The sequence below is a fragment of the Pseudomonas sp. MF5691 genome, from assembly GCF_016405645.1.
GTDB lineage: Bacteria > Pseudomonadota > Gammaproteobacteria > Pseudomonadales > Pseudomonadaceae > Aquipseudomonas > Aquipseudomonas shahriarae.
Window position 1 is genome coordinate 103,289 of record NZ_JAEKDC010000001.1, and the last position, 17,440, is coordinate 120,728.

18 protein-coding genes are annotated in these 17,440 nt (G+C 60.6%); 9 read left to right on the forward strand and 9 right to left on the reverse strand.

Annotation, left to right across the window (positions count from 1 at the left end; all coding sequences use genetic code 11):
• The first annotated feature begins 7 nt into the window (after positions 1-7).
• Positions 8-325 (forward strand): hypothetical protein, encoded by a 318-nt coding sequence (locus JFT44_RS00495; protein WP_057960693.1) that lies wholly within the window; start codon positions 8-10, stop codon positions 323-325.
• Between the two features lie 84 nt (positions 326-409).
• Positions 410-1,171 carry a YdcF family protein gene (locus JFT44_RS00500; protein WP_057439012.1) on the forward strand — a complete coding sequence of 254 codons (762 nt, stop codon included), beginning with the start codon at positions 410-412 and terminating at the stop codon, positions 1,169-1,171.
• Positions 1,172-1,322: 151 nt separating this feature from the next.
• Here JFT44_RS00500 and lnt read toward each other — a convergent pair whose 3' ends face one another.
• The 5 genes from lnt to miaB form a co-directional block, all read right to left on the reverse strand.
• Complete coding sequence (gene lnt / locus JFT44_RS00505) at positions 1,323-2,846, reverse strand: apolipoprotein N-acyltransferase (protein ID WP_198830275.1); 1,524 nt, start codon at positions 2,844-2,846, stop codon at positions 1,323-1,325.
• Between the two features lie 8 nt (positions 2,847-2,854).
• Positions 2,855-3,694 (reverse strand): HlyC/CorC family transporter, encoded by an 840-nt coding sequence (locus tag JFT44_RS00510; protein ID WP_005791724.1) that lies wholly within the window; start codon positions 3,692-3,694, stop codon positions 2,855-2,857.
• A gap of 42 nt (positions 3,695-3,736) precedes the next feature.
• A complete protein-coding gene (gene ybeY / locus JFT44_RS00515; protein WP_057960691.1) occupies positions 3,737-4,195 on the reverse strand; it encodes an rRNA maturation RNase YbeY in 459 nt (152 codons plus the stop codon).
• Positions 4,188-5,192 (reverse strand): PhoH family protein, encoded by a 1,005-nt coding sequence (locus JFT44_RS00520; RefSeq protein WP_029292238.1) that lies wholly within the window; start codon positions 5,190-5,192, stop codon positions 4,188-4,190. Before JFT44_RS00520 ends, ybeY begins: the two co-directional genes overlap by 8 nt.
• Positions 5,193-5,417: 225 nt before the next feature.
• Complete coding sequence (gene miaB, locus JFT44_RS00525; RefSeq protein ID WP_198830276.1) at positions 5,418-6,746, reverse strand: tRNA (N6-isopentenyl adenosine(37)-C2)-methylthiotransferase MiaB; 1,329 nt, start codon at positions 6,744-6,746, stop codon at positions 5,418-5,420.
• A gap of 132 nt (positions 6,747-6,878) precedes the next feature.
• Here miaB and JFT44_RS00530 point away from each other — a divergent pair, with 132 nt between their 5' ends.
• The 7 genes from JFT44_RS00530 to JFT44_RS00560 all read left to right on the forward strand — a co-directional run bounded on the left by JFT44_RS00530 (position 6,879) and on the right by JFT44_RS00560 (position 13,712).
• Positions 6,879-7,205, forward strand: a complete 327-nt coding sequence (locus tag JFT44_RS00530; RefSeq protein WP_003236992.1) for a DUF1820 family protein — start codon at positions 6,879-6,881, stop codon at positions 7,203-7,205.
• A gap of 108 nt (positions 7,206-7,313) precedes the next feature.
• Positions 7,314-8,174 carry a MurR/RpiR family transcriptional regulator gene (locus JFT44_RS00535; protein WP_120734194.1) on the forward strand — a complete coding sequence of 287 codons (861 nt, stop codon included), beginning with the start codon at positions 7,314-7,316 and terminating at the stop codon, positions 8,172-8,174.
• Positions 8,175-8,267: 93 nt separating this feature from the next.
• Entirely contained in the window at positions 8,268-10,325 is a 2,058-nt protein-coding gene (locus JFT44_RS00540) for an FAD-dependent oxidoreductase (protein WP_198830277.1), read from the forward strand.
• Positions 10,326-10,361: 36 nt separating this feature from the next.
• The gene (locus JFT44_RS00545; protein ID WP_057960688.1) at positions 10,362-11,132 is read left to right on the forward strand and encodes a transporter substrate-binding domain-containing protein; all 771 of its coding nucleotides are present in this window, start codon (positions 10,362-10,364) and stop codon (positions 11,130-11,132) included.
• A 31-nt stretch (positions 11,133-11,163) separates the two neighbouring features.
• Positions 11,164-11,883: an ABC transporter permease subunit gene (locus JFT44_RS00550; RefSeq protein ID WP_198830278.1), complete on the forward strand. Its 720-nt coding sequence runs from the start codon at positions 11,164-11,166 to the stop codon at positions 11,881-11,883.
• On the forward strand, positions 11,880-12,590 hold the full coding sequence (locus tag JFT44_RS00555; RefSeq protein ID WP_057960686.1) for an ABC transporter permease: 711 nt from the start codon (positions 11,880-11,882) through the stop codon (positions 12,588-12,590). Before JFT44_RS00550 ends, JFT44_RS00555 begins: the two co-directional genes overlap by 4 nt.
• A 9-nt stretch (positions 12,591-12,599) precedes the next feature.
• Positions 12,600-13,712 (forward strand): succinylglutamate desuccinylase/aspartoacylase family protein, encoded by a 1,113-nt coding sequence (locus tag JFT44_RS00560; RefSeq protein ID WP_198817854.1) that lies wholly within the window; start codon positions 12,600-12,602, stop codon positions 13,710-13,712.
• 4 nt (positions 13,713-13,716) lie between these two features.
• Here the strand turns inward: JFT44_RS00560 and JFT44_RS00565 are convergent, their stop codons facing one another.
• The 4 genes from JFT44_RS00565 to JFT44_RS00580 all read right to left on the reverse strand — a co-directional run bounded on the left by JFT44_RS00565 (position 13,717) and on the right by JFT44_RS00580 (position 17,237).
• Positions 13,717-14,271 carry a tetratricopeptide repeat protein gene (locus JFT44_RS00565; RefSeq protein ID WP_057439017.1) on the reverse strand — a complete coding sequence of 185 codons (555 nt, stop codon included), beginning with the start codon at positions 14,269-14,271 and terminating at the stop codon, positions 13,717-13,719.
• Between the two features lie 225 nt (positions 14,272-14,496).
• The gene (gene hemL / locus JFT44_RS00570; RefSeq protein ID WP_057439018.1) at positions 14,497-15,780 is read right to left on the reverse strand and encodes a glutamate-1-semialdehyde 2,1-aminomutase; all 1,284 of its coding nucleotides are present in this window, start codon (positions 15,778-15,780) and stop codon (positions 14,497-14,499) included.
• A 17-nt stretch (positions 15,781-15,797) separates the two neighbouring features.
• A complete protein-coding gene (gene thiE / locus JFT44_RS00575) occupies positions 15,798-16,421 on the reverse strand; it encodes a thiamine phosphate synthase (RefSeq protein WP_128592775.1) in 624 nt (207 codons plus the stop codon).
• Positions 16,422-16,439: 18 nt separating this feature from the next.
• Complete coding sequence (locus tag JFT44_RS00580) at positions 16,440-17,237, reverse strand: hydroxymethylpyrimidine/phosphomethylpyrimidine kinase (RefSeq protein WP_120734190.1); 798 nt, start codon at positions 17,235-17,237, stop codon at positions 16,440-16,442.
• Positions 17,238-17,440 lie beyond the last annotated feature (203 nt).

A 17,440-nucleotide genomic window follows, 5' to 3' on the forward strand; every position in this document is an offset into this window, starting at 1 on the left:
TGAGGGGATGGTTGATTTGCAGCGAATGAGAACGAAACCGGAAGTGTATGAAGGACTGATCGACCGCTTGGGTCGAGCACTGGACGCAGCAAGAACCGCAGGCCGATTGCGTGACGAACGGCCTGATGAGCTGGAACTGCGAGGCTTGAGCCCTGCAGAGTTTGAAGTGATCAAGGCCTACCTGGACTTGAACGCGCGCCCGATCCCGCAATGGGTGGCTCCTGTGCCAGCCAGGGAAGCGGTGCGATCGTCCAAGGTGGTATGGCTCAAGGACTTGTCCGCCGGCCGCAGCCCGGAAAAGCTGCGGTCTGTGCGATTCAAGTAACCTGATCAGCGTTATCCACCGCTGGTAAAGATTGTCGCTAAACCCCGTTACACCTTAGGCTTCGGGCATCTTTGGAGATGCTCGATGCCTATTCGTTATTTCATCAAACAATTATTGCTGCCGCCCGGCATTCTCTTGCTGCTGCTGGCCCTTGCCTGGTGGTTTCGCCGCACCCGTCCACGTTTGGCCGGCGTGTGCTTTGCCCTCGGGTTTGGCGGGATGTGGCTGATCAGCTTGCCGGTGATGGTGGAGTGGGGCGCACGCGCCTTGGAAACCGAGCCGCCATTGGCCGTGGAAGACTGGGCCAGCCTGGCAGAACGGGCCGATGCCATTGTGGTGCTGGGCTCGGGCCGCGAGCGCGGTGATCCGGCGTGGGGCGCCGATCAGCCGACCGGTATCGGCCTGGAGCGCCAGCGCTACGCGGCGCGATTGGCCAAGGCGTCCGGGCTGCCGGTACTGACCAGCGGCGGCCTGCACTACGGCACGCCGCCCAGCGAGGCGCAGTTGATGGCGGTGTCGATGCAACAAGACTTTGGCGTGGCCGTACGCTGGAAGGAAGAGCGCAGCCGCACCACCTGGGAAAATGCGCAGATGAGTGCCGAGATCCTGTTGCCCCAGGGCGTCAAGCGCGTGGTAGTCGTGACCCAGGCCTGGCATATGCCGCGTTCGGTGTGGAGCTTCGAGAAGGCCGGCTTTACCGTGGTGCCGGCGCCGGTCGGCTTCCTGGGGGTGGACAATGCCCGGCCACTGGGCGGCTGGATGCCGGAATTCAAGTCGATCTGGCAGAGCGGGCAGTTGATCAATGAGGCGGTGGGGCAGGTAGGTTACCGCCTGTTCTATCGTTAACGCCGCAAATCAACATGTGGGGCTTGCGTGGGAGCGGGCTTGCCCGCGATGGCGGTGGGTCAGTCACTAAAAATGCTGACTGATACACCTCCATCGCGGGCAAGCCCGCTCCCACAAAAAGCCCGCTGCCACATTGGGGCTTGGGTGTCTGTCAGACGGTCTTGGCCATGCGCCCGGCCAGCAGTGCCCAGCCAAACAGCCCCAGGCACAGGATGATCAGCGGCCACGAACGCCATTGCAGGTACGGCGTCAGGTTGTGCATCGGTACGACCTCGCCATAGAGAATGCCGCGCTCGAACTGTGGGATCTGCTCGGTAATCTGCCCGAATGGGTTGATCAGGCCGGTCACGCCGTTGTTGGTGGCACGGATCATCCAGCGGCCGGCTTCCAGGGCGCGCATCTGGGCCATTTGCAGGTGCTGCAAGGGGCCGATGGAGGTGCCGAACCAGGTGTCATTGCTGATGGTCAGCAGTAAGTCGCTGCGGGCGGCGAGGCCGGCGGCGAACTCCGGATAGACCACTTCGTAGCAGATATACGGCGCGATCTGATAACCCTTGGCTTGCAGCATGGCCTGGTCCTCAGGCCCGCGGGCGAAGTCCGACATCGGCAGGTCGAAGAACGCGATCAGCCCGCGCAATACATCCTGCAGCGGTACGTACTCGCCAAAGGGCACCAGCTTCTGCTTCAAATAGGTGCCATCGCCTTGACCGACCACGGTGATGCCATTGAAGTAGCGCTTCTCATGGCGTACTTCCTGGCGGATCGGCACGCCGGTGATCATCGCCGCGTTCCGGTCGGCAGCGAATTTGCCCATCATCCCCAGGTAGCCCTCGACGGACTCCTTGAGCACCGGCACGGCGGTTTCCGGCCAGATCAGCAGGTCCACGCGCTTGGAGGCAAAACTCATGTCGCGGTACAGCGCCAGTTGCGCGTTGAGCTGGGCCGGGTCCCACTTCATGCTCTGCTCGACATTGCCCTGGATCGCCGCGACGGTCAGCGGTTCACCGGCGGGGCTGGTCCAGGCGTAGTGCTTGAGCCCCAGGCCAATGGCCCAGGGCGCAACCAGCAGCACCAGGCCTGCGCCGATAAACGCGTTGCGCCTGGCTGCCAGCAAACGCGGCAGGTTGACGAGCAGTGCCGCGCTCAAGGCCAGGGCAAACGAAATCAGCCACACCCCGCCCAGCGGCGCGAGCCCGGCCAGCGGGCCGTCGAGTTGACTGTAACCGGAGTACAACCAAGGGAAACCGGTGAGGAACCAGCCGCGAAACGCTTCCTGGCCCACCCATAGCGCGGCAAACGCCAGGGCATCGGCCAGCGGCGCTTCGTTACGGCGCAGCCAGCGCGCCCAGAGCCAGGCGGGCAGGGCAAAGAACAGCGCAATCGCGGCGGTGAACGCGAGCATCAACAGCCCGGCCAGCAACACCGACGCGCCGCCAAAGTGATGGATGCTGTAGTAGATCCAACTGGTGCCCGCGCCAAACAGGCCAAAGCCGAAACACCAGCCACGCCCGAAGGCCTGGCGGGGTGTCAGTTGGCGCATCCCGGCATAGAACACCCCGACCGCCACCAGCGCCAGCGGCCATATATCGAACGGCGCCAGCGCCAGGGTGGTGATAGCACCGGCCACCACGGCCAGCAGGTTACCGGACCAGCCGGGTGCGGTGAGACGGCGCATATCAGTCCTTAGCGGGCAATAGGTGTCAGGCGGATCAGGTGGATGCGACGGCTATCGGCATTCAGGATGCGGAAGCGATAGGCGCCGATCTCGGTGGTTTCGTTACGCTTGGGCAAGTGACCAAACGCACTCATCACCAGGCCACCGACAGTGTCGAACTCATCGTCGGAGAATTCGCTGTCGAAGAACTCGTTGAAGTTCTCGATCGGCGTCAGCGCCTTGACCAGGAAGTCACCGCTGGGCAGCGGCTTGATGTAGCTGTCTTCTTCAACGTCGTGTTCGTCTTCGATATCGCCGACGATCTGTTCCAGCACGTCTTCGATGGTCACCAGGCCGGCGACACCGCCGTATTCGTCAATGACGATGGCCATGTGATTGTGGTTGGCGCGGAACTCGCGCAGCAGCACATTCAGGCGCTTGGATTCAGGCACGAAGGTCGCAGGACGCAGCAGGTCCTTGATGTTGAAGCTGTCGCCGTTCTCCTTGAGGATCAGCGGCAGCAGGTCCTTGGCCAGCAGGACACCCATGACGTCGTCATGGCTTTCGCCGATCACCGGGTAGCGCGAGTGCGCCGAGTCGATCACGGCCGGGAGGAATTCCCGTGGGGTCTGGGTCGCCTTGATGCTGATCATCTGCGAGCGCGGGACCATGATGTCCCGAACCTGCAGGTCAGCCACCTGGATGGCGCCTTCGACGATGGCCAGCGCTTCGCTGTCCAGCAACTTGTTCTGATGGGCCTCGCGCAGCAGCTCCAGCAGCTCCTGGCGGTTTTTCGGCTCGTGGGCAAAAGCCTGGGTCAGTTTACCCAGCCATGACTTTTGCCCGTTGCTCGATCGGTCTTCGCTCATAGCGATTACTCTAAATCCTTGATTGTTTCAGTTGAGTGTCGATTAGTGTTCGTCGTCTGCATAGGGGTCAGGATGACCCAACTCTGCAAGCAACGTTCGTTCCAGTGCTTCCATTTCTTCGGCTTCTTCATCATCTATATGGTCGTAACCCAACAGATGCAAGCAGCCGTGCATGACCAAGTGGGCCCAGTGGGCCTCCAGGGCCTTGCCTTGTTCCTTTGCCTCGCGCTCCACCACCGCGACGCAGATCACCAGGTCACCCAGCAGCGGGATATCCAGCAGTTCATCCGGCACATCGGCGGGGAACGACAGCACATTGGTCGCGTAGTCTTTCTGGCGCCAGGTGTGATTCAGCTCGCGGCCTTCAGGTTCGTCCACCAGACGGATGGTCAGTTCCGAGTCGGCGCTGCGCTGGCGCAGGGCCAGTGTGCACCATTGGCGGAACTGTTCTTCGCTGGGGGCTGGCGCTTCAGTGGCCAGTTGCAGATCAAGCTCAAGCATCGCGGCGGTTGTCCTTCGACAGCCCGTCGTCGCGGTGTTCGAAGCGCTCGTAGGCCTCGACAATGCGCTGCACCAGCGGGTGACGCACCACATCCTTGGGCATGAAGTGGGTAAAGCTGATCCCCGGCACGTCCTTGAGCACCTCGATCACCTGGCCCAGGCCCGACTTGGTGCCCTTGGGCAGGTCGACCTGGGTGATATCGCCAGTGATCACGGCGGTGGAGCCGAAACCGATACGGGTCAGGAACATCTTCATCTGCTCGACCGTGGTGTTCTGGCTTTCGTCGAGGATGATGAAGCTGTTGTTCAACGTGCGACCGCGCATATAGGCCAGCGGGGCGATCTCGATCACCTGGCGCTCGATCAGCTTGGCCACGTATTCGAAGCCGAGCATTTCATACAGTGCGTCGTACAGTGGGCGCAGGTACGGGTCGATCTTCTGGGCCAGGTCGCCGGGCAGAAAGCCCAGTTTCTCGCCAGCTTCCACCGCCGGGCGCACCAACAGGATGCGTCGCACCTGTTCGCGCTCCAGGGCGTCTACCGCACAGGCCACGGCCAGGTAGGTCTTGCCGGTACCGGCCGGGCCGATGCCGAAGTTGATGTCGTTGCCGAGGATTTCTTTGACATAGCGCTGCTGATTCAAGCCGCGCGGGCGAATCATGCCTTTTTTGGTACGCAGCGCCACGCTGGCTTCGGCCACCGGGTTGTTGGCCAGGTCTTCCACGGCGGATTCCTGCAGGTACAGGTGCACGGTTTCCGGCGACAGCTCGCTACCCTTGGTTTCGCGGTAGAGGCGACGCAGCAGGTTTTCTGCAGACGTGGTGTGCTGGGGTTCGCCAATCAGCTCGAATTGATTGCCGCGGTTGCGGATCTCGATGCTCAGGCGTTGTTCGATCAGGCGCAGGTGCTCGTCGAACTGTCCGCACAGATTGGCGAAACGACGAGCCTCAAACGGCTCGAGGAGGAAACGATGGGGTTCTGCTATGGGTGCGTTCAAGGTTGCTTTTAGCCGCCCTTTGGCTGTTTAGGTGAAATAGAGGATAACGCCAGCCGCCGGTGTGCGAAAGCACTTAAGTTATCGGAATGCTGCGCGGTTCCCATGTGGGGGCGGGCTTGCTCGCGAAGGCGGTGTGTCAGTCAATGCATCTGTCACTGATCCACTGCCTTCGCGAGCAAGCCCGCTCCCACATTTTGATCTCCACCAGTCAGGAGTATTGATGGGTTACTGGATCAGTGAGCCGCGCAGCGAGTGCGGTTGCGCCGCGTCGATGTGCACGTCGGCGAACTGGCCGATCAGCGTCGGGTTGTCGCAACGGAAATTGACGATCCGATTGTTCTCGGTACGTCCCTGCAACTCGCCCGGGTCTTTCTTCGAGTAATCGGTGACCAGGATGCGCTGGGTCGAGCCGACCATTTGTCGGCTGATCTCGAAACCTTGCTGGTTGAGGAGATGCTGCAAGGCGTTGAGGCGCTCCTTTTTCAGCTCCTCCGGGGTTTCGTCGACCAGGTCGGCAGCCGGTGTGCCGGGGCGCTGGCTGTAGACGAAGGAGTAGGAGAAGTCGAAACCGACGTCTTCAATCAGCTTCATGGTCTGCTGGAAGTCCTTCTCGGTCTCGCCAGGGAAACCAACGATAAAGTCCGAACTGATGCAGATGCCCGGCACGGCGGCGCGCAGTTTGCGCAGCTTGGACTTGTACTCCAGGGCCGTGTGGTTGCGCTTCATCGCCGAGAGGATGCGGTCCGAGCCCGATTGCACCGGCAAATGCAGGTGCTTGACCAGCTCCGGCACTTCGGCGTGGGCCTGGATCAGGCTGTCGGAGAACTCCAGCGGGTGCGAGGTGGTGTAGCGAATCCGCTCGATACCGTCTACCGCCGCGACCACGCGAATCAGCTCGGCCAGGTCCGCCAGGCGCCCATCGTGGGTCTGGCCGCGATAGCCGTTGACGTTCTGCCCCAGCAGGGTCACTTCACGCACGCCGTTTTCGGCCAGGTGGATGATTTCCGCCAGCACATCGTCGAACGGTCGGCTGACTTCTTCGCCCCGGGTATAAGGCACCACGCAGAAGGTGCAGTACTTGCTGCAACCTTCCATCACTGACACATAGGCGCTCGGGCCGTCGATGCGTGGCTCGGGCAGGTGGTCGAACTTTTCGATTTCCGGAAACGAGACGTCCACCTGCGGCAACTTGGTGATACGCGCAGCGTCGATCATTTCCGGCAGGCGGTGCAGGGTCTGCGGGCCGAAGACCACGTCGACATAGGGTGCGCGGTCGCGAATGGCCGCGCCTTCCTGGCTGGCCACGCAACCACCGACGGCGATCACCATGTCCGGGTTGGCCAGTTTCAGTTCACGCCAGCGGCCCAGCTGCGAGTAGACCCGGTCCTGGGCCCGTTCGCGGATCGAGCAGGTATTGAGCAGGATCACGTCGGCATCTTCGGCGCGAGCCGTGACTTCCAGGGCCTGATGTTCACCCAGCAGATCGACCATGCGCGAGCTGTCGTACTCGTTCATCTGGCAACCGTGGGTTTCGATGTAAAGCTTCTTGGCCATGGGAATCGTCAACTGGTGGTAAAGAACCGCGCATTATAGGGGGCATGCCCATTGGTTCCTAGCACTGTGCATCGGGTGCCATGCTATAGTTCGCGCCCTCATTTATATCCGCCGATGTGCTGCCCGCCCCCCATGACCAAACGTGAAGCTCCAATCTACAAGGTGATTTTCCTTAACCAGGGCCAGGTGTTCGAAATGTACGCCAAACAGATCTATCAAAGTGATCTGTGGGGCTTCCTGGAAGTGGAAGAGTTCGTCTTTGGCGAGCGCACGCAGCTGGTCGTCGATCCGGGCGAGGAAAAGCTCAAGGCCCAGTTCGAAGGCGTGGTGCGCAGTTTTGTGCCGATGCATTCGATTGTGCGCATCGACGAAGTCGAGCGCCTGGGCACGCCCAAGATCAGCGAGGCGCGGGGTGTGAGCAATGTCATGCCGTTTCCGATGCCGATGCCGGAAAAGTAGAACGCTGGGCTCCAGACCCTGATTTGTAGGATTGTTCTGATAGTTATCTGTCACGTATTGACTGAGTGATAGAAAAATATCAGTTTGTGCTCATGCGCAGAGGACGCCATGAACACACCTATAAAAACACGCCTCCAACAGCAGCTGTCATCCAGATCGCCTTCCTATCGCGCGCTGGCGGCTTATATTTTGTCGAACTTGAGGGATCTGCCCTTCGAGAACTCGGCGATGGTGGCGCAGAAGCTTGCCATCAGTGAGTCCACCGTTGGCCGCTTCTGTCGCGCCGTGGGCTACAAGCATTTCAAAGACCTCAAGAACGAACTCAAGGATGACTTGGGCGATAGCCCCTGGTTGATCGGCGACCGGCTGCGCGCTTTCCAGCAGGAGGGTTCTGATAGCCAGCGTTCGTTGGCCCGCAGCCTGGAGTTGGAAATCGCGGCCCTGGTGCGGGTTTATGAATACACCCGTACCGTTCCCTGGCAGGCAGTGACCAGCAGGCTTGCGCAAACACCGCAGATTTTTGTCGCCGGTTTCGGGACTGAGCGCGGTACCGCCTGTTCCATGGCTCATATGCTGCAGTATCTGCGCCGTGGCGTGCATCTGCTGGATGGCGCCTCCGGTCATTTCGGCGAGGTATTGCTCGCTTCCCCGGCCGGTTCGATGCTGATTGTCTATGAAGCGCGACGTTATTCGCGCCAATCACTGCTGTTATGTCGCGAGGCTCGCAGCCGCAATATTCCCGTCACGCTGATTACCGATAACTTTTGCGAGTGGGCCGAGCAAAATGCCGACGAGGTATTCCGGGTGTCCACGGAGCTTGAGCTGCTATGGGACTCGACGTCGACCATGTTGTCCCTGACCCATTTGTTGATTAACGATATGTCGAAAAAGCTCGGTCCAGAGATGGAAGAGTATTTGCGTTCAATCGCACAGTTGCATCAAACATTTGTAGGTTATGTACAAAGTTGAACCTGCGTTGCAATTCGACTGTTAACGCACGACTGATTTTTATATAGCTCTTTGAGCCTTTATCAACGGACTTATTCGTTCGGGAGTAGCCCTGTGCGCGATCCTCGGTATGACATTCTTTTTGAATCAGTTCAAATAGGACCGGTTCGCACCCGTAACCGCTTTTATCAAGTGCCTCATTGCAACGGTATGGGGCATGTGCACCCCTCCGCCATGGCGAGTATGCGTGGCATCAAGGCCCAGGGAGGATGGGGCGTAGTTTGTACGGAGGAGTGCGAGATCAGCCCATACAGCGAGTTTTCTCCTTATATAGAAGCACGGTTGTGGGACGAGCGAGATATACCGGCGCTGGCGCGCATGTGTGAGGCGGTCCACCAGCACGGTTCACTGGCAGGCGTTGAACTGGCGTTCAATGGCTACTCCGCGCCGAATCGCTACAGCCGCGAAGTGCCGTGGGCCCCCTCTGACACTCCAGTGCGAGGGTATGACCCGGTCCAGGCGCGGGCCATGAGTCTTGCGGATATCAGGCAACTGCGCCAGATGCATCGGGCGGCCGCCTTACGGGCGCGCTCGGCGGGTTTCGATATCGTCTATGTGTACGCCGGCCACGATCTGGGCTTGCCGTTTCATTTTCTGACACCGCGCAACAACCGTCGTACCGATGAGTACGGAGGGGTGTTGGAGAATCGCGTGCGCTTGTTGCGCGAGTTGATTGAAGACACTCGGGACGCGGTGGGCGACCGGTGTGCGGTCGCTGTGCGGTTGGCGGTGGATGAGCAGATCGCCGCTGGCCTGTCCCACGAAGGGGAGGGGGCCGAAATCTTCACCATGCTGGCTGACTTGCCAGACCTGTGGGATATCAATGTGGCCGACTGGTCGAACGACAGCATGACCTCGCGTTTTGCCAGCGAAGGTTATCAAGAGACCTTTTTATCCGGGCTGAAGGCGTTGACCAGCAAACCGCTGGTGGGTGTGGGGCGTTTTACCTCGCCGGATACCATGGTTTCCCTGGTCAGACGTGGCGTGCTGGACCTGATCGGTGCTGCCCGCCCGTCGATTGCCGACCCGTTCCTGCCCAAGAAGATTGAAGAAGGGCGGATGGATGAGATCCGCGAATGCATTGGCTGCAATGTCTGCGTCAGTGGCGACCACACCAGTACGCCCTTGCGATGCACACAGAACCCGACCATGGGCGAAGAATGGCGGCGGGGCTGGCACCCCGAGTCGGTGAGCCCTGCACGCAGCTCAAGCCGCGCCCTGGTGGTCGGTGCAGGGCCCGCCGGGCTTGAATGTGCGCGTGTGCTGGGCGCGCGCGGCATGGAGGTCGCCTTGGTGGAGAGCTCGCGGACCCTGGGCGGGCGTGTGGCGCTTGAGTCAAAATTGCCCGGGTTGTCGAGTTGGTCGCGGGTGATCGACTATCGGCTGGATGCCCTGAGCCGCATGGACAGGGTGCAGATCTATCGTCAAAGCCCCCTGGAGGCTCAAGACGTACTGGACTTCGCCGCCGCGCACGTTTTTATTGCGACCGGCGCTCGCTGGCGTCGTGATGGCCTGGGCAGGGCGCTGCGTCAGGCCTTGCCCGGACTGGAAAGCCTGCCGATCCTGACCCCGGATGATGTGATGGGCGGTGCGCTTGCCTCTTCGCCAGTGCTGTTGTTCGACGACGATCATTACTACATGGGCAGCGTGCTGGCCGAGCGGTTGGTGGCCCAGGGCGTGGAGGTTGTCTTCGTCACCCCGGCAGCGGATGTTGCGGCCTGGACCCATAACACCCTTGAACAACATCGCATCCAGCGTCGCCTGCTAGAACTGGATGTCACCATCATCGCTTCCCACTCGCTGATGACGGTGACGTCTGATGGTGTGATTGCCAGCTGTGTCTATACCGGTCGGCCTCGTGTGATTGCTGTGGCCTCGCTGTTACTGGTGACGTCCCGCGAGCCCGAGCAGGCTTTGTTCCGGGCGCTCGACCGGCCTGACGAAGAGTTGCGAGAAGCCGGTATCCAGACTCTGCTCCCGATAGGTGACTGCCTGGCGCCGGGGACCATAGCGGCGGCGGTGTATGGCGGTCATCGCCAGGCGCGAGAATTTGACGCCCCTGCCGGCTCATTATTCATGCGTCGAGAAATTACATGTCTGGAGGTTATGTAGCGTTCTGTTGTTCTACAAATAACGAGGAATAAAACAATGAAAAAAATAGTCCTGATGTTATCGCTGTCTATTATTTTTTTATTCAATGGTTCGGTACTTGCCAAAAACTACGAAGTTATTCGCTTTGGCGTTGACCCCAACTACGCGCCCTTTGCCTATAAAGACAACACCGGTCAACTGGTCGGTTTTGAAGTTGATATCGGCAACGCTATCTGTGCACACCTGGATGTCCGTTGCCAGTGGGTCGAGATTGACTACGACGCTATGATCCCAAGCCTCAAGGCCGGGAAGATCGACGCCATACTGGCCTCGATGAGCATTACTGCCGCACGCCTGAAGGTGATTGATTTCACCTCCGAAGTGTTCTCCAGCCCGACTGCCATGGTGTACAGGCAAGGTACCCGCCTGGAGGCGCCCAGCGGTCAATCTGTCGGCTATTTGCAAGGCTCCATCCAGGAGGTCTATGCCAAGCAAGTGCTGGCCAAGGCGGGCATGAAGGTGGTGGCCTATCCCGACCAGGAGCAAGTCTATGCCGATCTGATAACGGGGCGTTTGCAGGCTTCGCTACAAGACGCACAGCAAGCCCGCAGCGGATTTTTACGCTCGCCCCGTGGTGCCGGTTTTGTCCTTGGTCCTGTGATTGAAAGCGAATTGATGCCAGCAAAAAGTGCCATCGGTCTCGCCAAGGGCAACGCCGCCTTGAAAGGCATGCTGGACCAGGGGTTGGCGGCGCTGCACACGGATGGCACCTATGCCCGCCTGCAAGACCAGTACTTCGACGGCATGGACATGTTCAGCGGCAATTGACCGCTCTTTATCAAGTAAGGAGCGGGCACTTATGTTTGAACCATTATTGCCGGTCGCCGCGCACTTCATGACGAGCCTGCTGGGCTATGGCCCCCTGTTACTGCAAGGCATCTGGCTCACACTCAAGCTGGCGTTGTTATCCCTGCTGCTGGGGCTGGTCTTTGGCTTGATCGGGGCGTGCGCGAAACTGTCCAGAGTGTGGGGCTGGCGCTTCTCGGCCCAGCTTTACACCACGCTTATCCGAGGGGTGCCGGATTTACTGCTGATGCTGCTGATTTTCTATGGTCTACAAACCGGGCTGAGTCGCCTGACAAACGCCTTGGAATGGGCCTACATAGAAATCGACCCGTTTAGCGCGGGGGTTATTACCCTGGGGTTTGTCTATGGGGCTTACTTTACCGAGACGTTCCGTGGGGCCTTGCTGGCGGTGCCCGGTGGGCAAGCGAATGCTGCCAAGGCATTGGGCCTGACTCCCTGGCAGGGCTTTGTGTATGTGGTGTTCCCGCAGATGATGCGGTTCGCTTTGCCAGGCCTTGGGAATAACTGGATGGTCTTGCTCAAGGCCACGGCGCTGGTATCGATCATTGGCTTGGCCGATCTGGTGAAGGTGGCGCAAATGGCGGGCAAGGGCAGTCATCAGCTCTTGGGTTTTCTGCTGTTTGCGGCGCTGATCTATCTCTTGCTGAGCAGTGTGTCCAACGCGCTGTTGCGTTGGCTTGAGCGCCGTTACAGCAGCGAGATCCGGCTATGATCGAGCTGATCCAGGAGTACTGGCGACCCTTTCTCTACTCCGACGGCGAACAGCTCACTGGGCTGGCGATGACCTTGTGGTTGACCAGCCTGTCGCTATGCCTGGGATTCATCGCGGCGCTGCCCTTGTCCATTGCCCGGGTTGCATGCCGGCGGCGGCTGCGCTGGCCGGTGCAATGCTTCACGTACCTGTTTCGTGGTTCGCCGCTCTATATCCAGTTATTGATCTGTTACACCGGCATTTACAGTATTGCTGCAGTACGCGAACAGCCATTACTGGATGCTTTTTTTCGCGACGCGCTCAATTGCACCGTACTGGCCTTTGCCCTCAATACCTGTGCCTACACCACCGAAATATTCGCCGGGGCCATTCGCGCCATGCCCCGTGGCGAAGTCGAGGCCGCTCGAGCCCTGGGGTTTGACGGCTGGAAGCTCTACGTTTACCTGGTCATGCCCGCCGTGGTGCGTCGTTCATTGCCCTACTACAGCAATGAAGTGATTTTCATGCTGCATTCTACGACGCTGGCCTTTACGGCCACGGTTGCGGACCTTCTGAAAGTGGCGCGGGATGCGAGTTCCACGACGTTCCTTACGTTTGAGTCCTTTGCCATTGCCGCGCTCCTTTACCTGTTGACCACGTTTGCCCTGGTGGGGCTGTTCCGCCTGGCGGAGCGGCGCTGGTTGAGCTTTTTGGGACCCGGCCGATAGGAGGTCGATATGCAAATAGAACGACATGAACTGTTGGCGGCGGTGCCGGGCATGTCCCGGCAGATTTACAGCTTTCATTACGGACCGCCGGCGTCCTGCGGAAAAATCTATATCCAATCTTCCCTGCACGCCGATGAGTTGCCGGGCATGTTGGTGCTCTGGCATCTCAAGCAACGGCTGGCCGCCCTTGAGGCATCGGGCGCGCTGCGTCGACACATTGTGTTGGTACCCGTCGCCAACCCGTTGGGTTTGGAGCAGGTGTTGATGGACGTGCCCCAGGGGCGCTTCGATAACGAAAGCCGGGAGAACTTCAATCGGTTTTTCCTCGACCTCAGTCAGCAGGTGGGCGATGAAGTGGGCGCGAAACTGACCGATGACCCTGTCCGCAACCTGCATCTGATCCGCGCAAGCCTGAAAGCCGTCCTGGCCCGTCAGGTCCCCACGACGCAACTGCAATCCCTGCGCCTGACCTTGCAAACCCTCGCCTGTGACGCGGATATGGTGCTGGACCTGCATTGCGACTTCGAAGCGGTGCAGCACCTGTACCTGGCGCCGGACTTCTGGCCACAAGTCGAGCCTCTGGCGCGCTACCTGGGTGCCGAAGCCTGTTTCATGGCGCACGAGGCGGGGGGGCAATCGTTCGACGAGTGTTTCACACTGTTCTGGAGGCAGATGCAGGCGCGCTTTGCCGGACGTATTCAGCCGCCGGGCTTCGCGGTAACCGTGGAGTTGCGCGGTGTGGCCGATGTGGATCACGGGCTGGCGCGCCGGGACAGCCAGGCGCTGATTGATTACCTGACCTATATAGGGGCCATTGAGGGCTTGGTACCGCAACTGCCCCCTCTGCTTAACCCACCCACACCACTGGCGGGGGTGGAGCCGATAGTGAGTCTGGCGCCTGGGCTGATCGTGTTTTGCGCCAGGGTTGGCGACGCCCTACAGGAGGGGCAACGGGTCGCCGAGATCATTGATCCGATCACCGACCGCTCGACACCGGTGGTCTGTGCTCATGGGGGGATGTTGTATGTGCGCTCGTTACGGCGGATGGCGACGGCGGGTATGACGATTGCCCATGTCGCGGGTGTCAGGGCCTATCGACAGGGCGACCTGTTATCGCCTTGACAGGTCAGGGCAGCGGCGAAAAGGGCGAACGCCCGTCCGCACTCTGCAATTCCTGCAGGTAATTGCGGAAAATCTGCCCCAGCACCTGGGTCGCCACTTCCAGCTCGTCGCGCTGCATGTGCTCGGCCACTTCGTCTGCGGTGTCGAGCGCATCTTCGGCGCCGTTGACCGCCGCCATCTTCAGCACGATATACGCCTGCACGTTGTTGGCCGGCACGCCTTCGCCATGGAAGAACATGCTGCCCAGCTTGAATTGCGCCTGGGCATGACCCTGCAGCGAGGCTTTTTCGAAGAAGCTCAAGGCTTTGTTCAGGTCGCGGGCAGGGTTTTTGTCGTCGTAGAAGAATTCGCCCAACTCGTATTGCGCCTGCGCATCCCCGCCATCGGCCAGGGTTTGGCAGGCGCTCAGCGCCTCGGCCTGGCTGTCGGACTGAGTATTGAGGGTGCAACGACCCATCGCTGGGATCAACAACGAGTTGCCGCCCGCTTGTGCATGTGCAAGCAGCGGTTGAAGGAGCAACAGGCAGCCCAGAACCAGGGTGCGGCCGGTGCGTTTCATGGGAATCGACTTACCTCTGACGGGGCGCGTGGAGCCACGTGGGGATCCAATAAGCGCGCATTATGAAATAAGCAGGCCTCTGCTTACAAAGTCTTTACTCGTTTTTCTGCTGCGTGGGCAAGTTATCTGCCGGATTGCAGGTGTTTTCTCGAAAAAACGAGGAAATTTCTGTAAGCAAGGTAACAAATCTGACGCCGCCAGGGGCGACGTCAGGTTGTGGCTGTCTTACTTCAGTGCGGCGAAGGCGCGCTCGGCAGCATCCAGGGTCAGTTTCAGCTCGGCGTCGCCATGGGCGATGGAGGTGAAGCCGGCTTCAAAGGCACTTGGTGCCAGGTACACGCCACCTTCGAGCATCAGGTGGAAGAAACGCTTGAATAGGTTGGCATCGCTGCCCATCACATCGTCAAAGGTCACGATGTCGTCGGCACCGCTGAAATACAGGCCGAACATGCCACCGGCCTGGGTCGTGACGAACGGGATACCCGCTGCATCGGCGCGTTGTTGCAGGCCGTCCAGCAAACGCGTGGTGTAGGCGCTCAGCTCGGCATGGAAGCCAGGGCGGCTGATCAGGCGCAGGGTGGTCAGGCCGGCGGCCATGGCCAGCGGGTTACCGGACAGGGTGCCGGCCTGGTAGACCGGGCCCAGCGGCGCGATGTGCTGCATGATCTCGCGCTTGCCGCCGAAGCAGCCTACCGGCATGCCGCCGCCGATGATTTTGCCGAAGGTGCTCAGGTCCGGCGTTACGCCGTAGTGAGCCTGGGCGCCGCCGAGGGCAACGCGAAAGCCGGTCATCACTTCGTCGAAGATCAATACCACACCGTGTTTGTCGCACTGCTCACGCAAGCCTTCGAGGAACCCCGGGGCCGGCGGTACACAGTTCATGTTGCCCGCCACCGGCTCGACGATGATGCACGCCACCTCCTGGCCGACTTCGCTGAGCATTTGCTCGACGGCGCCGATGTCGTTGAACGGCAAGGTCAGGGTGTGCTTGGCAAACGCAGCTGGCACGCCAGCCGAACTCGGAACGCCCTGGGTCAGCAGGCCGGAGCCGGCCTTGACCAGCAGGCTGTCGGAGTGGCCGTGGTAGCAGCCTTCGAACTTGATGATGCTGTCGCGGCCGGTGAACCCACGGGCCAGGCGAATCGCGCTCATGGTCGCTTCGGTGCCGGAGCTGACCATGCGCACCATCTCCATCGACGGCACGATCGAGCACACCAGGTCGGCCATTTCGGTTTCCATGGCGGTGGGCGCGCCGTAGGACAGGCCGTGTTCCAACTGCTTGCGCACTGCGTCCAGCACGTCGGGGTGGCTGTGGCCGAGGATCATCGGGCCCCAGGAACCCACGTAGTCCACATAGCGCTTGTCATCTTCGTCGGTGACGTAGGCGCCTTCGGCGTGCTTGAAGAACAACGGCGTGCCGCCGACGCTCTTGAACGCACGCACGGGGGAGTTCACACCGCCGGGGATGTGTTTCTGGGCATTGGCAAACAACGTTTCGGAACGAGACATGGGCAGGCTCTCTGAATTCAGGATTTGAGGAGTTCGTTGAAGGCGCGGGCGCGGCGCGTCACGTTCTGGGGGCTGTCGGCACCGAACAGGCCGTGGACCACTGCCAGCAGGTCGGCACCGTGCTCCACCAGGGGCGCGGCGTTTTCCAGGGTGATGCCGCCGATCACGCAGATCGGCACCTGCAGGCGCGCGCGGGCCTGGGCCAGCATTTCAACGGTGGCTGCGGGTGCACCGGGTTTGGTCGTGGAGTTGAAGAAGCGGCCAAAGGCAACATAGCTGGCACCTTCGCGCGCAGCCTGTTCGGCCAGTTCGATCTGACTGTGGCAGGTGGAGCCGATAATGGCATTGCGCCCGAGTAACGCCCGGGCCGGGGTCAGCGGGCCGTCGGTCTGCCCCAGGTGAACGCCGACGCCCAGGCGCGCGGCCAGTTCGGCATCGTCATTGATGATCAGGTGGGTCTTGTAGCGCGAGCACAGTTCACGCAGGGCCTCGGCTTCGCGCAGGCGACGGGCCTCGTCGCTGCTCTTGTCGCGGTATTGCAGCAAGGTCACGCCGCCTTCCAGCGCGGCCTCGACGTAGGACAGGAACTTACCGGCCAATAGTTGGCTGTCGGTAATGGCGTACAGGCCACGTAGTTTCATCGAGTAGGCCCCTTGATATTACGAACAGAAATCCAATGGCAGGCGACGCGGCACAAATTGCCCCTGGCCCAGTTGTTCGGCGTCCCGCAGGGTGCGCCAGGTGTAATTGAGTGCCGACTCCACGGCGCTGGCCAGGCTTTGACCCTGGGCCAGGCGGCCGGCCAGGGCGCTGGCCAGAGTGCAACCGGAGCCGTGATAGCTGCCGGGCAGGCGCTGGCAGGTAAACGTGTGGCGTGTGCCGTCGCGGCTGTAGAGGCGATTGTGCACCTCATGCTCGTCGCCATGGCCGCCGGTGATCAACAGGTGCTTGATAAACGGCAGCAGTTTCTCGGCGCATTCATCCGCCGTGCCGTTGGGCAGTTCGGCGAGGATGCGCGCCTCAGGCAGGTTGGGCGTGGCAATCAGCGACAAGGGCAAAAGCCGCTCGCGCATCGCATAGCCGACCTCGTCCTTGCCCAGGCTACCGCCGCCGCCGGCGCGCAGCACCGGGTCGCAGACCACCGGCAGGTGCGGGTGCTGCTGGAGCAGTTCGACCACGGTATCGACCATCACCGTGGACCCGAGCATGCCCAGCTTGACCGCCGCGACTTCGGAGTCACCGAGCACGGCGTTGGCCTGGGCCAATACCCACTCGCGGTCGAGCACGCGGAAATCGCTGACATTCACGGTGTTCTGCACGGTCAGCGCGGTCACGGCCGGGGCCGCATGACAGCCTTGGGCGAGCAGGGCTTCGATATCTGCCTGCAAGCCGGCGCCACCACTGGGATCATGGCCGGAGAGACAGAGGACAACGGGGCGAGAGCTGTAGATATTCATGGTGCGCGAGCTTACCACCAAACGCTTTTTGCGTGGCTGTTGGGCAGTGCTGGTATTTGACGCTGAAACACACCGGGAATGGCTATAAGCCATCATCCATTTCTAGCAATTAGTGCGCTGAAAGGCCCGGTCTAGAGCCTTTCAAAAAATTATTTCAATGGTGTCTTTTGGCCTTTACCGGCTATGCTAGAGTGGATCCAAAC